This window comes from Pseudomonas sp. 1176_21, assembly GCF_052850635.1.
On the sequence record NZ_VXCV01000001.1, the window covers coordinates 409,722 to 430,815 of the forward strand.

Annotated in this window: 10 protein-coding genes and 1 pseudogene; 7 read left to right on the forward strand and 4 right to left on the reverse strand. The window is 54.9% G+C overall.

Going from position 1 to position 21,094, the window contains the following annotated elements:
- Nucleotides 1-17: 17 nt before the first annotated feature.
- From FW760_RS02150 to FW760_RS02160, 3 genes are all read right to left on the reverse strand, one after another.
- Nucleotides 18-191, reverse strand: a complete 174-nt coding sequence (locus tag FW760_RS02150) for a JAB domain-containing protein (RefSeq protein ID WP_116053777.1) — start codon at nt 189-191, stop codon at nt 18-20.
- Between the two features lie 531 nt (nt 192-722).
- Entirely contained in the window at nt 723-2,447 is a 1,725-nt protein-coding gene (locus FW760_RS02155) for a UvrD-helicase domain-containing protein (RefSeq protein ID WP_116053779.1), read from the reverse strand.
- A complete protein-coding gene (locus FW760_RS02160) occupies nt 2,440-4,509 on the reverse strand; it encodes an ATP-dependent endonuclease (RefSeq protein ID WP_116053781.1) in 2,070 nt (689 codons plus the stop codon). The genes FW760_RS02155 and FW760_RS02160 overlap by 8 nt, the downstream gene beginning before the upstream one ends.
- 984 nt (nt 4,510-5,493) lie before the next feature.
- On the opposite strand from FW760_RS02160, the gene FW760_RS02165 reads away from it, so the two are divergent.
- The 7 genes and pseudogenes from FW760_RS02165 to FW760_RS02195 all read left to right on the forward strand — a co-directional run.
- On the forward strand, nt 5,494-7,014 hold the full coding sequence (locus FW760_RS02165) for an Hsp70 family protein (RefSeq protein ID WP_147303870.1): 1,521 nt from the start codon (nt 5,494-5,496) through the stop codon (nt 7,012-7,014).
- 97 nt (nt 7,015-7,111) lie between these two features.
- Nucleotides 7,112-9,190, forward strand: coding sequence for an AAA family ATPase (locus FW760_RS02170; RefSeq protein ID WP_116053787.1), 2,079 nt, complete (start codon nt 7,112-7,114; stop codon nt 9,188-9,190).
- Nucleotides 9,187-10,020 carry a hypothetical protein gene (locus tag FW760_RS02175; protein WP_069552390.1) on the forward strand — a complete coding sequence of 278 codons (834 nt, stop codon included), beginning with the start codon at nt 9,187-9,189 and terminating at the stop codon, nt 10,018-10,020. The genes FW760_RS02170 and FW760_RS02175 overlap by 4 nt, the downstream gene beginning before the upstream one ends.
- 202 nt (nt 10,021-10,222) lie before the next feature.
- A complete protein-coding gene (locus FW760_RS02180) occupies nt 10,223-14,761 on the forward strand; it encodes an ATP-binding protein (RefSeq protein WP_147303871.1) in 4,539 nt (1,512 codons plus the stop codon).
- Nucleotides 14,762-14,917: 156 nt separating this feature from the next.
- Nucleotides 14,918-18,199 (forward strand): hypothetical protein, encoded by a 3,282-nt coding sequence (locus tag FW760_RS02185; RefSeq protein WP_116053792.1) that lies wholly within the window; start codon nt 14,918-14,920, stop codon nt 18,197-18,199.
- A 149-nt stretch (nt 18,200-18,348) separates the two neighbouring features.
- Nucleotides 18,349-19,182, forward strand: coding sequence for a hypothetical protein (locus tag FW760_RS02190; RefSeq protein WP_147303872.1), 834 nt, complete (start codon nt 18,349-18,351; stop codon nt 19,180-19,182).
- Nucleotides 19,183-19,334: 152 nt separating this feature from the next.
- Nucleotides 19,335-19,439: pseudogene (locus tag FW760_RS02195) on the forward strand (IS66 family transposase); the annotation flags it as partial.
- Between the two features lie 731 nt (nt 19,440-20,170).
- On the opposite strand, the gene FW760_RS02200 reads toward FW760_RS02195, so the two are convergent.
- Complete coding sequence (locus FW760_RS02200) at nt 20,171-21,085, reverse strand: LysR family transcriptional regulator (protein WP_058540294.1); 915 nt, start codon at nt 21,083-21,085, stop codon at nt 20,171-20,173.
- Nucleotides 21,086-21,094 lie beyond the last annotated feature (9 nt).

A 21,094-nucleotide genomic window follows, 5' to 3' on the forward strand; every position in this document is an offset into this window, starting at 1 on the left:
TCACTGGCCTTGGAGCATTAGATAAGGCTTTCCTCTGCAAACGAAAACGCTTCACCACTGCCGACAATGACATGATCCAGCACCTGTACATCCACCTGGCTGAGCAACTGCTTCAAGGTTCGAGTGAGGGTCCTGTCGGTTTCGCTGGGCTGTGATTGTCGATCAGGCGCAGTGTGGAGGTGGCCTTCAATCCGCTCCCCAAAGCCTCAGCTTTCTGGCCGTTGACGGTATGCGCCACTTGTTCGCCGGTCAAACAGCGTTGCAGGGATGGGTTAATCCAGGGTAAGCAGTCTCCGCAACCAGCCCGCGGCCATTACCCTGCGTATGCAGGTAGACCCAGACCACGGCGTCCCAGAAGCCTTCCCGGCCTTCGAGCTGGCCAACACATTCGACCAACTAGCTTCCCGACTCGCGGCTGGTTCGTGCTGGGGCAATGGCAAATGGTGCCATGCCAAGTTGACGTGATTTTTGGTGACGATCGAGCAGTTGCAACTGCGGCAGGTAACTGGGTACGTTCGATTATGGTCAATGGGGAGTGCGTTGGCGTGCTGACTCAGCACCAGAAGGTAGATCCCACACGTGGCAATCAACGTTAATAGCTGTTTGAACATACTCACGTATTCTGTTCTCGGGAATGACGTGAGCATGTCTGTATCAGGGCCTTACTTCAGTGATCGATCCGGTTGCCGTAGCAACTGAATTTCGGGGTCGGGTCTGGGAGGCTAGAACTGCACCTCCGTGATTGAATCAGCGCCGAACCAGTTCCGTAGAGTTGCGCTTGCGGGGGCAGATATCTCTTGAGTGAACAACAACGCCAATCGGATCTGGGGCCTGGAGCAGGCCACGTAGAATAGATTGCGATTCCGCTCAAATTTCTCTTGCCTGTTCGCGGGCACAGTTGGACGGCTCGCATTCTCAAGCATTTCCCCGAAGTTGTACTTGCTCCAACCTCTACCTACAACGACAAGCACATTTTCGAATTGAGCACCTTTGACGCCGTGCTTCGTTTCGAAAGGTGAATGACCGTCCAAGTATCGGCAGAGCGCCTGTACCTCGGAATAAGGAGTCCCATGAAGTCCCATTAGCTCTGTCAGCCTTCGTGGTATGTCTTCTTCTGCGCTATCGAAGGTTTCAAGCTCGTGCTCAAGCTTTTCGATGGCATCCGGGAGTCGAGGACGGCGTGTACTCTGTAGGTGTTTGATGACCTCTCCCACAGTGCCTTCGTTTCGGAGTTTTTCCAATTGGTTCATGGCGGTGTCCCAAGCCGCTTTGTCCTGATGTCTCTGCAGAAGCGGAGTTCTGCCGCCCAATGCCTCAAACATCAAACCATACCGGTGGTTGGCGAACGCATTGCAGGCAGGCTCCAGCGCGTCCACAAAATAGGCGATGTGAGGGTGCTCCTTCTTGGTGAAAGCTTCATTGAACGTGAAGTTAGCAGCAAGATTTGAGTAGCCCTGTTCTGCAGCGAGCAGGCGATGCGTCAGCATCAGTATCTTCGTATCCTGCTGATTCCAGCCGTCTGCCTCTAGCTGCTGCTTGACGCTATTCAAGGCGACCTTACCAACTTCCGTTGGGAGATCCCCTCCCCAGTGAGCGCCTGCCTGTCTCGTCCCCGTCCACGTGTTGGTCAGAAAGACGCGAACTTGCCCTGGTGCATCGGGATTTGTCACACACTGGTTTAGGCCTGGTCGCATGCGGTTGAGACAGTCCACCACAGGTTTGACGGAGCGGAAATTTGCCCCTTTTCCAATCTCTGTCACCGAGGAGTGAGTAAGCCTGCCGCAGCCACCGTCATAGATTTTCTGCCAGTGGTCGCCAAAGAACCCGAACAAAGGTGACTCTGGTTGGCCAAGAAAAAGAGCCTTGATGGCCTCAATCCAATCTTTGTCGGTGTCCTGATACTCGTCTATCAGAATGATGGGGAAGCGATCCCTGACTATGCTGCGGAATTTTGCATGGCCCATTAGCGCGATAGTGAGAGGGAGCACGTCATCGTGATGCAACAGCGCTCGGCTATCTCGAAGGGATCGATGCCCAAGATTGTACTCGATGCTTCGACTTCCAATGCACTCACCTTTCTCAGCCAGAAGTTCCTGCCACTTTGGCAGTTGCTCTACCAGCGCACGCAGAGGCTTCTGGAAACCGCTGATCAATGACCAGCAGAAGGCGTGGCTTGTCTCGCAAAAGATCGCGGGATTACGATCAGTCCGCGCGGCAATCTCATCCTTGGCTACGTTGGTGAAGGTTATGCAGGCGATCTGCTGGTTCTGTCTCAGCAGTGTGGCCTGGTCCCGCTTGAGCAGGTATCTGAGTGCTTCAATCAGCGAGTAGGTCTTGCCTGCACCAGCGCCAGCCTCCAAAAGGAAGCTCTGCCCGGTGTTGATACAATCGAACATCTGCTCCAACGCTACTTGGCTGGCGTGCTCAGCCGGTGATTGCTTAGGCATTTTCCGGCTCTCCCGATGCCGCTAACGCAGCTCCGATTGAGGCTGCTCCTTTCGTTGGCAGATTGAGCGGGCTGTCGTTATCGGCCAGCCATCGTATGCCGTCAAGCATGTACTTAGGAGCAGTCCAGGTAGTCTCGGTAATGGCGTACTTGAGGGCGAATTCGGACTTTTTCTGCTTGCTAGCAATTGCGCGAGCTTCAAGTTCCAGTGTGTCACTCGTGGTAGCCGTCAAACCAAACAGCGTCGGATTTGCAAGAATGAAGGCATCCTCGAATGTTCTGCCGCAGGGCCCCTCATCATTCTCTGGGCATTGGTAGGCAATGCGATTTCCCTTCAGGATTCGCTGTGAGTCCGTCATAGCCGTCAAGGCTGCCAATGTGACTGGCTGATCTCCCTTGAACCAAGCTTTAAGACATTCGTTACTCGAATGCTTGCCTTGATGAACTGTACAAGCCTCGCCGCCAGGCTTCTCCACTGCGTCAAGATCGGTAATGATTAATGTGCGCAACTCAAGGAAGTCCAGGAGCTCGAAGAACAGATGAGCATAGGCGCCACCCACTTCCATGACCGTCATGTACTGGCTGGATAGTTTTGGTGTCGCACTATCAGTTGCTTCCAGTTTTTTGATGATTTCCGGTAGCAGAAGGCGCTCGCTAAGGCCTTCGACAAGCACAGCTTTGTCCGCAAAGAACAGATCGCACCGCGTTAAGGTCATGTATTGGTGCAGGAACTGTTTGTCTTCTGGCGGGGTTGACTTGAGCCCCTTGCGTAAGTCTTTAATTTTGGTTTGCCGGACACCCGCTGGCCCGCCGTGTGCCGCGCGGCCGAGGAAATAGCGAATACTCTCGAATCCAGCTGCATTCGCAATGTGCGATGAATGCGTAGATACAACGAACTGGACTGGCCAAGGCATCTTGTCGGCTGAGCCTGCAACCAACTCTGTGGCGATCTTGTCCAACTGCCGAATAAAGACCTCTTGCATCTGTGGATGCAGATGCGCTTCCGGCTCCTCAATGAAGATGAGGTGTATCCCAGGCTGTTTTGCCTCTGCCCGGAAGGCTTTGTAGAAGCTGGCTAGCTGCAGGAGGATGAAGATCAAGTTTCGTGCGCCCAGCCCGTTGTAGGCCTCAGGGAGCGTGATGCCGCTGTGGCCTGGATAGCGCACCTTGGTGAAATTCGATAGCAGCTTCTGGATGTCCAGGATGGTTTCTGTATGAAGTTCCTGTTGGCCCAGTCCAGGGTAGCCAAAGATTTGTAACGCCGGTACCAGCGCCTTCAGCTGTTCGCTAAAACTACCATCGACCTGTTTTTGGATATCGTTAACGGTTTCCTTCAGGGCATCTGCGATCATTTTGTCAGCGGGTTCTGCCGAGGCAGAAGACGCGGTGGCGAACAGGCTCTCCAGTGTCTTGGCAAGGACATCTGATTCCCGAGAGGTCACATCGTCCAATCCCCTCTGCGCGTTGATGAACCCCGTCTTGACCAAGCCCGCCAGCGCTGCTGGTGGCAGTTGCCTACAATTTTCCGGATCGTTGGGATCCTCGGCGAACAGCTTTGTGCTGAACATGTTTGGGATGCGTTCTCGCAATGCTCGGAAGAACACAGCTGTCGATTCGCTGTCTTCAGGATCAATGGTTAGATCAGCGAAGAAGACATCCAGCACTCCGTCATTTAGCTCGTAGCGCAGGACGAGCAAAGCCTCATGGCAATCGGGATCAAGGTCAATTACAAACGGCGCGAGTGGTCCCAGCTGCGGTTTGTCTGGGTCATATTTGATCTTGATGCGTAGCTCTATGACAGGTAGTAGCGCACGTACTGCTGCATCATCTGCGCCTTCAGCATGCGCTTGATAGGCTTTGCGGAATCCGTCGTAGCTGGCACTGGAGAAGTCCTCTAGACGAAAACGTGCGTTACCGTCAGCTAGCAGCCGACGCATGACTTCGGATAGCGAAGTTTTGCCACTGTTGTTACGCCCCACAATGACAGTCGTTTGCGCTTCAAGCGCCAAGTTAACGTCGGCAAGAAGGCGAAAATTCTTGATCTCCACTTGATGGATTCGCATCAGGTTCTCCTTGAGCTATGGCGGTTCCATTTAAATTACAGACGGTGCCATACTCTTACGAAGAATGTGGGAATTTATGCTCAGAGATGTCGCGCCTAAAGAGTTTCAAGATATTTCCGCGTGGGCGTGTTGTGCCTGAACCAGCTAAATATGCTTTTTGAGCAGTTGAAACTGGTCCTGCCGCTGGCCAGGCGCCTGGCGACAAGTCAGCCAAGGCAGATCACGACTGCGTCTGATTCCTCTGTGATCAGAGCTGCGGGCGCTACTGAACGAGCTGACCCCTCGTGATAAGGTTCCAGCCATGGAGGCTTTCATTCATTAGTTGGATGACGTTGATCCCCAGTCGTTCGCGTTTCGCTATCCAACCACGAAGAAGGTGAAGTCAGCCTGCCAGACATACGTCACGTCAACGTGCGGCACCTTGGGGAGGTCATGGACAGCGTGTTCTCGCTCTTGGATGGTATCCATGGCGAGTTGGGGGAGATGGACCAGCACGATGCACCTGGATAACGAACATTTGGACAGGGCTATAGGGCGGTATTTCTGGTTTGCAGAAACGGAAATGTACTCCCCCAGAAATACCCCTATACCCCCAGCAGGATGCGTGATCGAGGATGGCGATTTCTAACAGCTGTCGAACGAGGTGGCGCCCACTGGACTCCAGTGTACCTCCATGGCGGACTGTCAGTGGCTCTTTGCGTATCTGCTTCCCGGCCTTCAGGCGGCGTTGCTGGTTCGATTACGGCAGTTACTTCGTCCGTAGCTGTGCGGCAGCAGTCATGCCTGGGGCTTCAGCGCCACCTCGGTGGAAAGCGGAGGGCGTCCGGCATTCTGGCACAGTATAAGGCCGCGCATGGATCAGTTGAGACTCCTAATTGTGAACCCCCGATCACAACCTGACTGAAAGTGATAGCATATTGCCTACACCCCAGTAACGTTGGGAGGTGGGTTCTGCGACCTCCGCTTTGAATGTCTAGGATGAGCATGCGCATAGGGATTGATTTTGGAACGAGCTACACCGCAGCAGCTGCCTACATAGACGGTGAGCTTCGACATATTTCCTTCGGCGGCGACAGCCAGTTTCGAACTGCGGTATTCATACCGGAGAAGTCTATTGACTGGACCCTTTTCCAGCCAGACGCCTATGAGCAGCAGGTCCGCGACAACCTTAGTGCTTCGACGGCGGCGTATACGAAGGCTCTCGGAGAATACGACGAGGCAACCAGCAAAATTCGGTTCCACTATCGATCGCTAGCGAAGAATGGCGACATTACTCAAGAGGAGGCACAGGCTCGAATTTCCTTGGCTACCTCGGAGCTGAGGAAGCCTGTATCGCCTTTGGCTGCGGAAATTCGGAGAGCGACCATTTCCGCAGCTCGACGCCATTGGGCCCATGAGCAGAGGGAGGCGGGTAGGGCTAGCTCGATTAACGTCGACGAATCAGCAGTTTTTGGCGAAGACGCGATTGAGGAATTCTTTTGGTACGAGGAAGGCCGACTCATCCAATCTCCGAAATCCATGCTTGGTTTCAGGTTAGCTGCTCCACAGCGCGAAGCGATTGTGAAAATCGTCTCGAATGTCCTAAAGCACGTCCGGCGTGCGGCGACTGAGCAATTGAGTGTCGATGTCACTGAAGCCACTATTGGCAGGCCTGTTGTATTTAGAAGCTCCATGGGGCCAGAGGGAAGTGACCAGGCAGTGGAGCTACTGCGCGAAGCAGCACATCGTGCGGGATTCAAATCAGTGGATTTCCTGGCAGAGCCCGCAGCAGCCGCAATAACCTATCACATGGATTTCCCAGAGTCCCAGTTTGCGGTAGTCGTGGATGTAGGAGGTGGTACCACTGATATCGCCGTTGGGCATGTCGGTGGTCAGGAGGGGGCGCCGAAGCTGGACGCCAGTTGGGGGTTAGCTAAGGGCGGCACCGATGTGGACCTTGGACTTTCTCTTCGCGCGGTAATGCCACTATTTGGAAAAAATGACTGTCGCCTGCTCGCACCGTTTTACGTCGACGCTGCCATGGTCAGCGACCAGAACCGGCAAGCGGCCTTTCGAAAAGTAGACGTTGATTCGATCAAAGCTCCTTACAAGAAGCGTTTGCTTGCGCTGCAGCGGTATGGGGTCACTGTCAGGATGAATCGTGACGTAGAAAGGCTCAAGGTCGCTCTCAGTTCAGAAGCTGAAGCAGACGTTTCTCTCGATTACGTGCAGAAGGGGCTTCGAGCCAAGGCGGGGACATCTGATCTGGAGTTTGGATATGAAAGGTACATGCGCTCCTTCAACGAGTTGCTCAGTCAGGTGAGGGGGGCGACCGCTGGCCGAACTCCGATTGTGTTGCTTACCGGCGGCATGTCGCGAGCGCCCTATATCGCAGAGGCTGTCAAACGTCACTTTCCAGGTAGTGAGATACACCATGGAGATGCGTCGCTAGGGGTGGTAGGTGGCTTGGCGATGCATGCGTCCACGGTGCACAAGACGCCCTTTGACACTCATGCAAAACTCTGACTGCTTCGGCCACTGCCCAACTCACGCAATGGCGAGAGCCCCAGGTTTGTGCCAGCACATTGTTCCGTATGCGTAATTGCAAGCCAAGGAGACAAGGATGACCCCGATCCACCGGCCAGCGTGCCCAGATTACCTCACCCCCTATCTATCTGATTTCCCGCCTGAGCACTCGGCCAGCATCATCCTGGCCAAGAGCTTAGTTACAACTCGCGCCGGTTATCCGAGCAAAATTTATAACCATCTGAGGTCGCTTCGCGATCTTCTAAGTGAAGTTTTCCAACATCGTTGCTGCTACTGTGAGATATACGCGGATCGTACTTCTGCTGGTGTTATAGAGCGATTTAGGCCTAAATCTTCCCGGTCTGCGTCTGAATCCTTCGATCAGAATTATTGGCATCTGCAGCTTGACTGGCGCAATCTCTATTGGGCTTGTTCTACGTGCAATCGCTACAAGGCTGATCGTTTTCCTCTTTACAACTCCCTCGCAAAAAGCGGCGCTCCATACATCGAAATCGTCGAGTTTGAGAGTCCAGTGCTCCTTGACCCCTGTAGGGACGATCCCGATGAGCATTTGATATTCATGTCGGACGGCTCCGTAGAGGCGCACACGGCTCGCGGCTGGGATAACATCAAACTCTTTGACCTGAACCGTCGGCAGTTGGTGCTCGCACGATCGGAACAGGCAAAACTATTCGAGAGCGCTAGTAATGAGGAGCGGGTCGCACGAGCCGAGGGCCACTCTGCTCACTGTGCTGTTTGGCGACAGTTGCTACGCGCCGGGGATAGACCGCTTACCAGGGATCCGGTCGATGCTGGACCCAGCCGTTTTATGCCTGGTACGGCACAGATTTCCATCGATACTGAATTGGGTATCGGAGTCGAAAGCTATAAAGCCATCTCTCAATACATCACTCGAATCCAGATCAAAAATTATGGCCCCATCCACCACTTGGATCTCGACCTCAGCCAGTCGCTGTCGGAGCAAGCGCCTTGTTTTGCTCTGCTTGGTGAAAACGGGGTGGGTAAGAGCACTGTGTTACGGGCCTTGGCCTTGGCGTTGTCGGGGAAGGCCTACGCGAAACGTCTAAAAATGACCAGCGCCAAGCTACTAACTGCTGACGCCTACGAGGGCGAGGTTAGGGTGTCGGTGGTTGGTGCGGACGAAGACACGGTCGTAACGTTTCGACGATCCAAGCCTCTGAGCTTCAACACTGAGCATTCTAGGTCACTTGTATTGGCTTACGGCGCAACGAGATTACTTCCACGAGGGCGCCATAAGCCAAAGGCGGGGTTAAACCACGCAAAAGTCGATAACCTTTTTGACCCGTTTTTGCCACTGACTGCCCCGGAGGAGTGGTTGGCGGAGCTTGCTCACGAGCAGTTGGATGAAGTCAACCGAGTGCTCGCCAGTCTGATGCCTGATGACCATCTTGTGAAGGTAATCCAAGGGGCTGGAGTGGGCGACCTTTCACTGGAGGTAGGTGGTGCACTAGGGCGTCGAATCAGTCATCTGAGCGATGGCTACCAGTCGATGCTAGGCATGGCGGTGGATATCATGCAAGTACTGTATCGGTTTGGCTCAGACATAGAATCAACAGAAGGAGTCGTCCTGATTGATGAGCTGGGCAATCACTTCCACCCGGCCTGGCGCTTGCAATGCTTGTCCGCTCTGCGAAGTGCATTTCCACGCACTCAGTTCATTTATAGCACCCACGATCCGTTGTGCCTTCGGGGCCTTTACGAGGGGGAAGTGGCGGTACTGAAGCGAGACAGGCTCGGTCATATCTATGCCCTGGAAGACCTACCCCCGGTTTCAAAGCTTCGGGTAGAGCAGTTGCTGTCCTCGGAGCACTTTGGGCTACGCAGTACTGCAGATCCGCAAATGGAAGCGGACATCAAAGAATACGAAACACTGCTGGGAACACCGAATCGTACCGAAGAGGATGAGTCGAGACTCAAGGAGCTCGTCCAGGAATTGACCGATGAACGATATCTGGGGACTACCAAGCGCGAACGGCTGGCTCTACAGCTACTTGATTCCTCAGGCACCGAAGAACTACCAGCGCTGCAGAATGTGAGCGCCGAGAAGCTCTCGAAGGCAACTGTTGCTCGACTGAGGTTTGTCATGCAGGAGATGTCGCCCAAGACATCGCCAGATGAGGTAACTCCACTATGATCAAGGTCGATCGGCCCAAGGATAGTGCGCCAAAGGGTTTTGCTGCTGCGGGGGTCAAAGAACGGCGAAGGAATCGAATCGCCAAAATCGCGAACGAGAAGCTGAAGTTTGCCGCATATTCCACCAAGAGCGTCCGGGACAAGTTGGATAAGCTTTTTGGTCGCAAGTGCGCATTTTGCGAGTCAATCCTTGCCGGCACTCAGTCGGGTGATATCGAGCATTTCCGTCCCAAAGGAGCCGTGATTGTGGAGTCGGCTGTCCCAGGGGGCGATCCGATAAAAAAGGACGGCTACTACTGGTTGGCTGCAAAATGGCCCAATTTGCTGATCTCTTGCGCCGATTGTAATCGGCCGAGAACCCAACCTGACTATGACAACCGCAAGCGAGTAATCGGCAAGGCCAACTACTTCCCGCTAGTCGACGAGTCTCAGCGGGCGACGGGACCCCGGGGGTTAAGGAATGAGGAACCGTTGCTGTTAAATCCTTGCGTCGATGATCCAGCGGAGCACTTGGTGTTCCTTGATGACGGTAGGATAGAACCCGCCATCATCGCCGGTCAGCTCAGCCCGAAAGGGGTCGCGAGCATCCGATATCTTGGCTTGGCCAGGGCTGAACTACTTCAAATGCGCGCTCGTCATCGTCGAGTAGTCATGTCAGCTATTCGTCATACATTCGCCGCCATGAAGGAAGGGCGCGATCCGGGGACTGATCTTGAAGATCTGGTGAAGTTGCTATCGCCTGATGAAGCCTATGTCGCTTACACCCGGGCGCTAGTGAGGGAACATATGAGCCCTTATCTTGAGGAACTACGGTTTGCCATTGAAGGGTAGGTTGGCGAGCCGCTCATACAATTACAAAAGTTGCAAGCGTGATTCGAGCTCGGATAGACACACCCTCCGTATTACGATCCCAACTGAAAAGGTGTTGATGATGTCGGTATCGAGTGCGCTTTCGGAGATCATTGCTACAGGTTTTAAATATGCTTAACTATCGCGGCTTAGCAGAGTTCTGTAACTGACTTGAGGACCGCCGATGGCAACACCAATGATTGATTTCCGAGCCATCCGCACACATCACGGCAGCCAGCACGCGGGTTTCGAGGAGCTCGTCTGCCAATTTGCCGCGCTCGAGTCTCAGGGGGGCGTACCGTTCCACCGCAAGGGTGCGGGTGCCGACGCAGGACTTGAATGTTATCGAGTCGAGCCCAATGGCTCTGAAACTGGATGGCAGGCCAAGTATTTCTTCGAGCTTGGTAGCGGCGAAGCGGGGCAGCTCAAAGACTCCTTTGAAAACGCCGTAGCCAAGCACCCGGCACTCGCCACCTTCATCGTATGCATACCTTTCGACTTGTCTGACGGCCGTGTTGAAGGCCGCAAGTCTGAGCGCGATCGCTGGGATGACTGGGTGATTGCGCGTCAAGCTTCCATCGCGCCTCGTATAGTTGAAATCCAACTCTGGGGCGGCTTTCAGCTCACAGAACGACTCTCACGGAATGATCCACTGTATGTGGGGCGTCGTACCTATTGGTTCGATCTCCCTCATTTTGGGTGCGAATGGTTTAAAGACCGGTTTGCGATCAGCCGTGCCGCTCTCGGTCGCCGCTACACGCCAGAACTTAATATCGAACTGCCTATTCGTCAGGCGTTAGTCGCATTCGCACGAGATCCCGATTTCGCGTGCAAGATCATTGGTTGGGCTGATGATCTCGACGAGGCGAGACATCGTTCGCTACGCAGCATCGGCGCGGCGCTGGGGGGAACATGTGATATAGATTTCACTGCGCTCGGCGACCAAATGGCTGCGATATCTTCAGCAATTCGCGGCGTACCACTTGGCCCAGCGAATCTCATTCCATTCGGGGAATGGAGCGCTTTATTGGCGATTGCAACTGCGGCGCTCAACCGCTGTCGCAGCGGAATCTGGGAGCTACGTCGGCAACCCGGAGCGGCTCAGGACAGTGGTCGCGACGGTCTTCATTTTGCCGAACATTTGCGCGAAGTGATCGATCGCGTTGTCGAGGAAATCAATGCCCCCTCGACCAACTTCGCTAATTCACACCGCCTGCTGCTGAGCGGAGAGGCGGGCGTTGGTAAGTCACACTTGCTGGCTGATGTCGCCGAGCATCATGTTGCGCAGGGCTTTCCCGCCGTCCTAATGCTTGGTGGAGCGTTCAGTGATGCGGAACCTTGGCGACAGATCGCCGAGCAGTTGGGGCTGACAAATGCTCCTCCGGATGCAATTCTCGGTGCGTTTGACTCCGCTGCCGAAGCAGCTGGCACCCGCGCATTAGTGATGGTTGATGCGATCAACGAGCGTAATGGTGTAGCGGTTTGGTCCGAGCGTCTTGTCGCGTTCCTCGCTGTTGCCGACCGCTTTGAGCATATAGCGGTTCTCGTCTCCTGTCGCTCCACCTTCATCCCTTATATCGTGCGCGACCTCGATACGACCACGTTACCCCGCTTGGAACACCCAGGTTTCGCAGGAAGGGCGGCTGAAGCCGCGCGTCGCTACCTCGACCAGCGTGGCATCGTTCGAATGGCAGCCCCGCATTTCGCGCCAGAGTTCGAAAATCCGCTGTTCCTGCGAACTTGCTGTGACATGCTTGAACGTCGTAATGAAAGCGAACTTCCGCGTGGACTGGCTGGCGTGTCGAAGGTCTTCAATTTTTATTTCAACGCGGTGGTCGAGACGCTCAATTTGCGGATGGGCTTGGCGCCAAGGCTAAAGCGTGTAGAGGCGGTCCTCACGGCGCTCACGGAAGAGATGGTGGTTGCGGGTACCGGCTATCTCTCAATTGACGCCGCGAATTCAATCATCGAATGTTTGCACAACTCAAACGGTCTCGCTGAACAAAGCCTTTTCTTCCAGCTCGAAAGCGAAGGTGTGATCGCGGTTGAGCCAGTCCGCGACGGAGAAGAGATCAACGAGATGGTTCGCTTTACCTTCGAGCGGTTAAGTGACCATCGTATAGCCCAGAGGCTACTCAATACGCATGTAGGTGACGGCGATCCTGCGGCAGCTTTCATCACTGGGGGGCCACTCGCATCTTATGTGGTGGGTCGAGGCTCCTCCAGGTTCGCAGGCATCGCCGAGGCATTGGCTGTACAACTGCCAGAGCGTTACGGCGTTGAACTCATTGACGTTGTCGACGGCAAGTTTGCCCGCTGGGATCTTGCTCATGCCTTTCAGCTCAGTCTGCTGTGGCGTCGACAGGACGCCTTCACCAAACGGACCCTCCAACTGGTTGATGAATGCGCTGACGTAATCGGAGGTGACGCAGTTCTTGAGACGCTGCTTGCGATCGCCACTGAACCTGACAATCTCTTTAATGCCGACTATCTTGACCGTTGGCTGCAACCGTTACCGATGTACGAGCGCGACATTGAATGGTCGACTCGCGTGACGCACATCGCCGTGGATGGCGACGGCGACGGCGCGATTGAAACATTGATCGAGTGGGTGCTAGCCAACGGACTAGAGCCAATCGAGCTGCCGCGCGCTCGACTAGTCGCCATCACGCTCGCATGGCTCACTAGTCTCAGCCATCGTTGGATCCGTGATATGGCGACCAAAGCGCTTGCGACACTATTAGTAAATCGCCGTGAACTCGCCGCCCAGATGATCGAGAAATTCTCCAATGTTGACGACGCTTATGTTTTCGACCGCGTGCTTGCTGCTGCATATGGTGCAGCAACGCGAAATTCCAGCGATGAGGGACTTGCCGAGCTCGCGCGAGTTGCCTTCGAGGCGGTGTTTACTGGCGACCAGCTACCAACCCACGCGCTCGTTCGCGACCACGCGCGTGGGATCGTTGAGCTTGCTGCCAGTCGCGGCGTTTTGCCTGCGGACATATCGCTAGATTGCGCTCGGCCTCCTTATCCAGGAGGGAGGGTACTCGAGAAGGTGACCGAAGAAACTCTTGGCAAGTATGTTCAGAACTATGGCGGCAGTTTATTGCGTGATGAAATTTGCAGTTCCGCAGTCGAGGATGGTGATTTTGCACGCTACAAAATCGATAATCTTGCCGGCGACTTCCTGTTACTTCCACGCTCGGAGTATGGTCGTTCCATGCGTGAGATTTACGACGCCTGGTACTTGGAAGCGATCAAACCCCATCCGGCGCGTACCACGGCGTTTGAGCAGGTACTTGAAATCGCAGCTCGCACCAATTCGATGCCTACGGGGCTCTCGCTTTTTCTTCGTCAAGCTCACGACGAAGCCAAAAAACTGATGGAGGCGCGGCGTGCGTCCGAAAAAAAGCGAGACGCGACTATCAGCGAGTTCGAGCGTCTTTTGGACGAGGGAGAGATAGAGGCGTTTCGTATTCGTGCTGCCGGCTTTGTGCGCGGCCGAATGTGGGACGAGCGAGCCGTAGCCGGGCATCCAACATATGCTGGTGATAGGTCGCGCCATTGGGTCGCTTGGCGCGCGCATGAGCTTGGATGGACTCCAGAACGCTTCGCCGAATTCGACCGCGAGATGGCGGGCCATGACCGTAATGAGCACCGAGTCGAGCGCATCGGTAAAAAATATCAATGGATCGCCTACCATGAAATGACCGGACGTCTTTCTGACACCTCGCTCGTAGGTGGTAACTATCAAGAAGATCCCGAGCTCTTTCGCGGGCCTTGGCAAGTCGGCTCACGCGAGATGGATCCGACTATCCTTGTGACTCGTACTAAACAGCGCGACTCGGATCGTCAAGGTCCGACTTGGTGGTCCCCTCATTTTTCGCGCTGGCGCGACGATCCGCCCGAATCGCGAGTCGCGTGGATGGAGGATCAATCGCGAGACGTGCCTGATCCAGTGCAGCAGATTGATGTCATCGACCCGACTGGCCGACGCTGGCTCGTACTCGACACAAATGTTGGCCGTAATCATCTGGCTATGGTTGATGGCGAACGCGTGATTCATCGGATGACTTGGCACAAAGTTAAATCGATATTGGTAGCACGCGATGATGTTGAGCGTTTAACGGTGTTTCTAACCCAATCAGCAGATAATCGGGATCATTTTCCGGCATTCGATATGCCCCTGAATGGCTACCTTGGCGAGTATCCTTGGCATCCGGCATTCGAGACCATCGATGGAAGTTTCGAGATGGATTCAGACGAAGCAATTCACACGCAAGCGACGGTAGCAGACTGGCGTGTCGAGCGATCAGGCCATGACTATTCGATTGAGGAAAGCTTCAATCTTACGGTTCCCGCTCCAGCGCTTATGCGTGGACTTAATCTGCGTCTGGCGGAAGGACGGTCCCTTGCATATGCAACAGCAGATAGCAGAATTCTTTTTAAAGATCCGTCCGTTGACGAGCCCGGGTTCAGTGCGGCTGTTGTAGATCGCGATGTGATGCGGGCATTTTTGGACGCAGAAGGGTTGGAAATCGTGTGGGTTGTTACTGGTGAAAAAAGTGCCCATGGTGGAAGGCGTCATGGCAATGGGTGGGGTGGAATGCTGAATTACAGGGGCATCTACCGATTTGATGGTGACTCTATCCGTGGCCGACTTGAGTTCGAGAAACAGGCCCCCCGGCCTGAGCAGCTAGCGGAGCTTCTGGCCCATCCGTGAAAATAAATGCTATCGGTGTCCGAATGAGGAGCGACATCAACGAGGTAATGAGCATTAATAACGGACTTCGCTTTTAGTCTTGTCCGGCTATCAACCACGAAGCTGATTCAGCCGCAGTCGTTTGCACGACCGCACCGCCACGTAAAAGGAATGACAATGAGGGATCAAAGTGGGTATCGGGCATTTCGTACCCATGCCTTAGAGCAAGGGCGAGACGCGGTCAAACGACTGGCCATTTCCGATTACGATGAAACTGCCGACGTTCACTCCAGATTTACTCAGCGGATTACATTAAGAGCTGCGCGGCGTTGGGTTCAGAACAATGTCAGCGAGCTGCTTGCCGAAGACTCTGACCAGGCACTTCATATCCGCCGAATGCTTGGTATACCCGCTTCGCAGTCACTGATTAAACCAGAGGAATGGCCCTGGTATGGCAAGTTGGGGATGTTCTTCGTCCCGCATTGGCTGACATGGCAATACACGCGTAGGCAGTTAGCAAAAACACGCACCTACGAAGGACGTGCCTTTCTTTACGAGACCTTTTACGACCGAGTCGTGACGTGTCGCTTGAACCGCTACACCCCAGCCGTTGATCAGGCCATACAAGGCATGCCGCTGCTCTCCTATGAACGCGCAAGACAGCTCGACAGATTGGATGCTGGCTGGTTCATGGCCGCGCGTAAGGTTGGCGTGGAGAGCTTTGCGAGGATCGAACATTATGCTCGCTATGGCAACTTCAGATTGAAGGGCCCACTCGCCAAGTTGCTGGTGCTAACCAACGTGGTACGGACAGAAGCGGAGCTGGCCTGGCTAGACTATCAAATGAAAGAGCGCTACCACGCGTCCGAGATCACCCCTGAAGCCCTTCGCACCTTCAAACAGGCCATTGATCTATTGCTGGCCAATGGTGTTAAGCGCAAGCAGGTAGCGAGTATCTTTCGTCATGACCTGGATGCTATAGACCCGGATCGGCTGCAGGTAAACTTGCAACTGATTGTTGCTTCTGGCACAGCAGGCGCAGATGCCATCTACGAGGTCATTGGAGAGTCGCTTTGGCGAGCTTCCAGCGCAAATTGGGCCTTTGTATTGGATGTGGTTAAGGCCCATTCAGCTGATCAGATTCAACACTGCAAGCGTATGCTGGACCATTACTGCGAACCTTCTTCATTGTTGGTCGAGCACTTGATTGCTCTGGGCGCGAGCGTCGAAGACCTAGCGGATTGCCAGACGCTCATATTGGAGCTCAACAAAAAAGAGGGAGAGGGCGAACCGCTCGCCGAGATCGCGCTGTTGGCCGGTGCTCCATACTGCTTGAGCTTCGAGCAGATAGGGCAGTGTCGCACTTACTTGGCGCGCCCCAGAGCATTGCAGGAATACTTGGCAGTGCTTGAGCGCCATGGGTATTGCTACCCTGAGGCAGTTCTGGGTTTTCAGCGTGCGTATACCGTCATGGGTGTCCAGAGCCTTGAGACTTGGCTTGTAATCAAAGGGCACCGTAAACCGCGTAAAGAGCGCGAGTTGGTTGACTGGATCATTCGCTGTGCTGGCACTCTGGCCGCCCAACCGTATCACTATCTGCTCACCGCCGTGCCCATGCCAGAGTTCAGTCATCTGTGCCAAGCGGAGCGCGTTGTACGGTTTGGACTAGGCACTTTGCAGTACTTAGTCGAGAACAAGGGATTGAACTCATTCAAAGCAATCATGGATTGGTACTACAAGGCACGTGGCGTACATACGCTTTGTTGCTGGGACCTGAATTCAACATCTCGTGTACTGCTGGACGATGCCTTCCGTCGTAACCACTTTGCTGCTTTCACTGAGAACCTGAGCTGTGTCATTAGAGCCATTGATGATCGGGTGGTAACGGACATCGGTTATCGCCACCAGCAACCGAACGACGCGGCACGCGAGCGCTACGACGAACGAAGGGAAGTTCTAGCTCAGGCCGAGAGCCTAAAACTTTTGCCTCGTTTACCAGCCATTCTGAACCAAACGGGTGGCGTCCTGCTGCCGAGCATGATTCGCCATGCGTGGTCGTCAACTGAGCAGCTACAAGAACAGATGGACGCAATGGTGCCGTTGGTAGAGAGCCTTCTAAGGGGGCGCGGACCATCAAGCGCTGAGCTGCAAGCTCAGGAGGTTGAGGCTATATCCATGATCTACAAGGCTGATAGCCACAGCGTCAGGTCACAGTGGAAGAATGTCCTGGGTTTCGAATCGCAAATGGCTGGATTGAAATTGTGGGATGGTTACCCGATGCGCTGGGCGCGCTCGATTCGTCGCATGGAAAAGCGCCTTGAGCGCAGTAGTCTGCAAGCGCTTGTTCAGGCAAAGACGATCAGCGCGAAGATCTGTTCAAAAAGGGACTTCACCGACGCGTGTCAGGCCATCCGTTCCAAGCGGCTATACGACAAGTCGCGTGATCCTCAGTCCGTAGCGGCTCATCTAGGTGTACTGTTCGCGGCGAGTCGTGAGGACTCATTGATCGGATCGTGGCTCGAAACCGACCTCGGACAGATAGCTGCCTTGGAGGATTTTAGTGTCGATATCTCCGAGGGGTTGGAGCAGCTCGACACGCTTTTCACCAGCACTTTACCGGACGCTCTTGAGGCGCATATGCCGGCGTTTGTAATGAACTTCAACGATGAGCAGGCTGATAGCCTGGCCAAGCGAATGGTGGGTGAGGCTCATCTGGCTGGGGCGCAAACTGGCCGTGGAAGATTACAGGCCGCAGTCAGACACACCCAAACAATTGTGCTCGCGACATGTGCAGGCTGGTTGAAGCGCGAGCAGGGCAAGTTCACCGCTATGCCTGCTAACGACGAAGTCACTGAATTGCAGGCGTTCGTGTCAAAATATCCGGCAGTGTTTTTCGCTAGGCAAGCCGCGAACCTGTGCACGCGCGATGACACGGACATGTGGAAGGAGGAGCGGCACGCGCATATGGTGGTATTTGACCCTGTGCAACGTCGGCTTGCAGGGATGGCCATGATCTATTTCGAATCGATCCCGGCGCTCCATCCAACCAAGCGTTGCCTGATCGTTCGCGCGATCAACCCGATGGATGAGATGTTGGCTACTCATACGGTACATAGCATCGTCAACGCGTTTTTCGATGTCGCCGTCAGCATCGCTCAAGAAAATGAGCTGGCAGCGGTGCTTTTCCCGAATCCTGGCGGCATGCATCTCCTTTCCAATCAGAGCACTGTTGAGAATTACTTCAAAAAACGCCTCATTGAACGCGCCGAGCCTTACCGGCAGATAGAGCCTGTAGCAAGCGCTGCGCATTGGCGTACCAGACCTAGGCGCCTGAATACACGATTTTATGCCTATGCGCAGGGGCAGCAGCAGGTTTCAGAGTTATACGTCGTTTGGGCGAATAGCCAAATCATTCTGACGGCTCAGAAGCGCAGATCGGTTGAGTACATTGATCTCTGATTGAGAGCTGACGTGCTTTCGCAAAAGGTGCTTCTCTGTCGCGATGCGGTCACTGGGCAGTAGGCATTCGATTGCTACACCTCACTGGAGTGAGAACCGGCAAGCTACGTCTGGCGACTCCCGACTAGTTCACTATGTTAGCGAGCTCCATGACAAAGTCATTTGTGTTTGACAGTTCCTTCGGTGCGAATGCGCTCTATTGGCTGTGTGGTCTAGCAGAAGATGAGCGAGGGCCAACCCGCAGAATGGTGGAAGACCTTAAAGGTCACGGCCGACTGCCAATTCCAGTAATACAGATCAACCTGCATTCGCCCGACGAGATGATTCTCGCCCTCCAAGATTTACGTAACATGGCCGCATGCAACGGAGGGGTCAGACCTATCGTGCACCTTGATATGCACGGTAGCCCGAGCGAGGGCATTAAGGTTGGGACTGGCTTCCTAGACTGGGAAACGCTCGGAAACGCTCTTCGCGATTTGAACATTGCGACAGGCAACAAGCTTCTGGTTGTCGGTGGAGTATGCCATTCGCTTTCAACGATTCGTTCGCTTGACATTCACTCGGCCTCACCGTTTTACACCCTCATCGCACTTGAGGGAGAGGTGTTGACTGGCATGCTCGAAGACAGGGTCGTTCCGTTCTATGACACTCTTTTCAAGACGGCGTCATTGGATCAAGCCGTTGCACAACTAGGTGAGCTGTTTCGATACGTCCACTGCGAAAAAGTCCTTTTCACCGTACTTGCTCGGTATATCAAGAAAGGCTTGAAGGGTAGAACACTTGAGGAGCGCCGGGAGCGCCTGCTTACCGAAGTGTTTCTAGGACATGGAGACGAGATGCCTGACGCGCTTAAGCTAGCCCGAGCGAAGATTAAGAGTGGGCTGAAGCCCTCTCAGGATCTCGTGGACCGATACGCCGGCCGCTTTCTTTGCAACCGTCCTTGCAGCTTTTCCATAGAAGACTTGCTCAATATGGTTTCTTAATCTCTTTAGACTTTCCTAGAGATATCCAAGGGATATCTTCAGTACACGGCCTTCCGCCCCCGCGTCCAGCCAGTGCGACTTGCTGACGAAAAGTCTTCTGGCCTGTTTCCATGCTATCGACTCGCTGTCGCCTTCAGCCGCGCCGGTGAGTACGCAACTTCCTGCAAGACTGGCGGGGCAAGCTGGTCTGCGATGATTTTGGTGGTTACAAAGCCAGTTTCGAACTCGGCGTGACCGAGATCGGCTGCATCGCCCATGTCTCACTAACGGTTGCGCCGACCCGAGGAGTAGAAAATAGAACCGCGCGGAGGAGGGGCGGTGGCGGTGGAACCACGAATGTCTGGCTACCACCCTTGGCTTCAGAGAATGAATGGGCTCGTCGCGTGGGGCAACGTGGCGAGGAACTGGTCTATCACATTGAGTTTCAGAAAGTGCGAGATATGTGGGCTACGCGAATCCTGAGCTGTATGTCGTATGGACATCGCAAGACGAGCCGGTCGCCGACTATGACATCCGCTCCATTGACACCAACGGGCAGCCTCGGTGGGTTGAACTGGAATCAACGCCAGGCGTGGGTGGCAGGTTCGAATGGCCTCGCAGAGAGTTTAAAAAGGCATTACGTGAAGGGACCGCTACGAGTTGTGGCGCGTTTATCGTGTTGCCGATAAAGAACTCGTGGCAAAGTGCTTCACCAGCCCATCGCGCATGCTGGGGCGCGACAGATCACGCTTGAACTCGGCATGTTGCGCGCCAATATCGAAAAGTTGGATTGAACCCCTTTTAGGTCAATTGCAAAGTGTTCGGCAGCGAGCAGCGAGTGATTTTCTAAGAAGGGAATTGTCGAGTGTTAGGCTGGGGCATCCTTTTCAAACCATCCAAAGCATGCCCTCAGATGTGCCCCCAATGTAGCAATCCACTGAAAGTGAATGGATCTCCATGGTTTATAAGAAGGCAGAAATGACCAGCTGAACAGCCCGCCCGATGACGCCTATAGACTCTCAGGGTCGCCAAAGAACATCTGAATCCGCGACCGCAACCACCGCTCCCCCGGATCATTGTCCTGCGATCCGCGCCACGCCATATGCAGCTCGAAGCTCTGCACCTCCAGCGGCGGGTCTTCGGCGCGCAGGCCGCCGGCGGCGGTCAGCTGCTCGGCGGTGTAGTCCGGCACCGTGGCGAGGATGTCGGTGCCAGTCAGCAGGCTGCCCAGGCCGTTGAACTGCGGCACGGCCAGCACCACATGGCGCTTGCGCCCCAGCTTCTCGAGGATCTCGTCCATGAACCCGCTCAGGTCGCCGGCAAACGACACCAGGGCATGCGGGCGTGCGCAGAATTCATCCAGGCTCAGGCTGCCCGGCTTGCTGTCGGCACGCAGCACCTTGGGCCTGCTGCGACGCAGCACCTTGCGCTTGGCGTTGGCCGGCAGGTCGCTGGTCCAGCTCACGCCCACCGAGATTTCACCCGACGCCAGCAGCGAGGGCATCAGCAGGTAGTTGACCCGGCGCACCACCAGCACGATGCCCGGCGCCTCGGCGCGCACACGTTTGAGCAGTTGCGGCAGCAAGGCGAACTCGGCGTCGTCGGAGAGGCCGATGCGAAACACCGCCGTGCTGGTGGCCGGGTCGAAGTCGGCAGCGCGGCTTACCGCCGTGGAGATGGAGTCCAGCGCCGGGGAGAGCAGGGCGAAGATCTCCACCGCCCGCGCCGAGGGCTCCATGCTGCGCCCGGTACGCACGAACAGCGGGTCGTCGAACAGGCTGCGCAGGCGCGACAGCGCCGCACTGATGGCCGGCTGGCCGAGGAACAGTTTTTCCGCGGCGCGGGTGACGCTGCGCTCGTGCATCAAGGTCTCGAACACGATCAGCAGGTTCAGGTCGACGCGACGCAAGTCGTTACGGTTCATCGGCTTCGC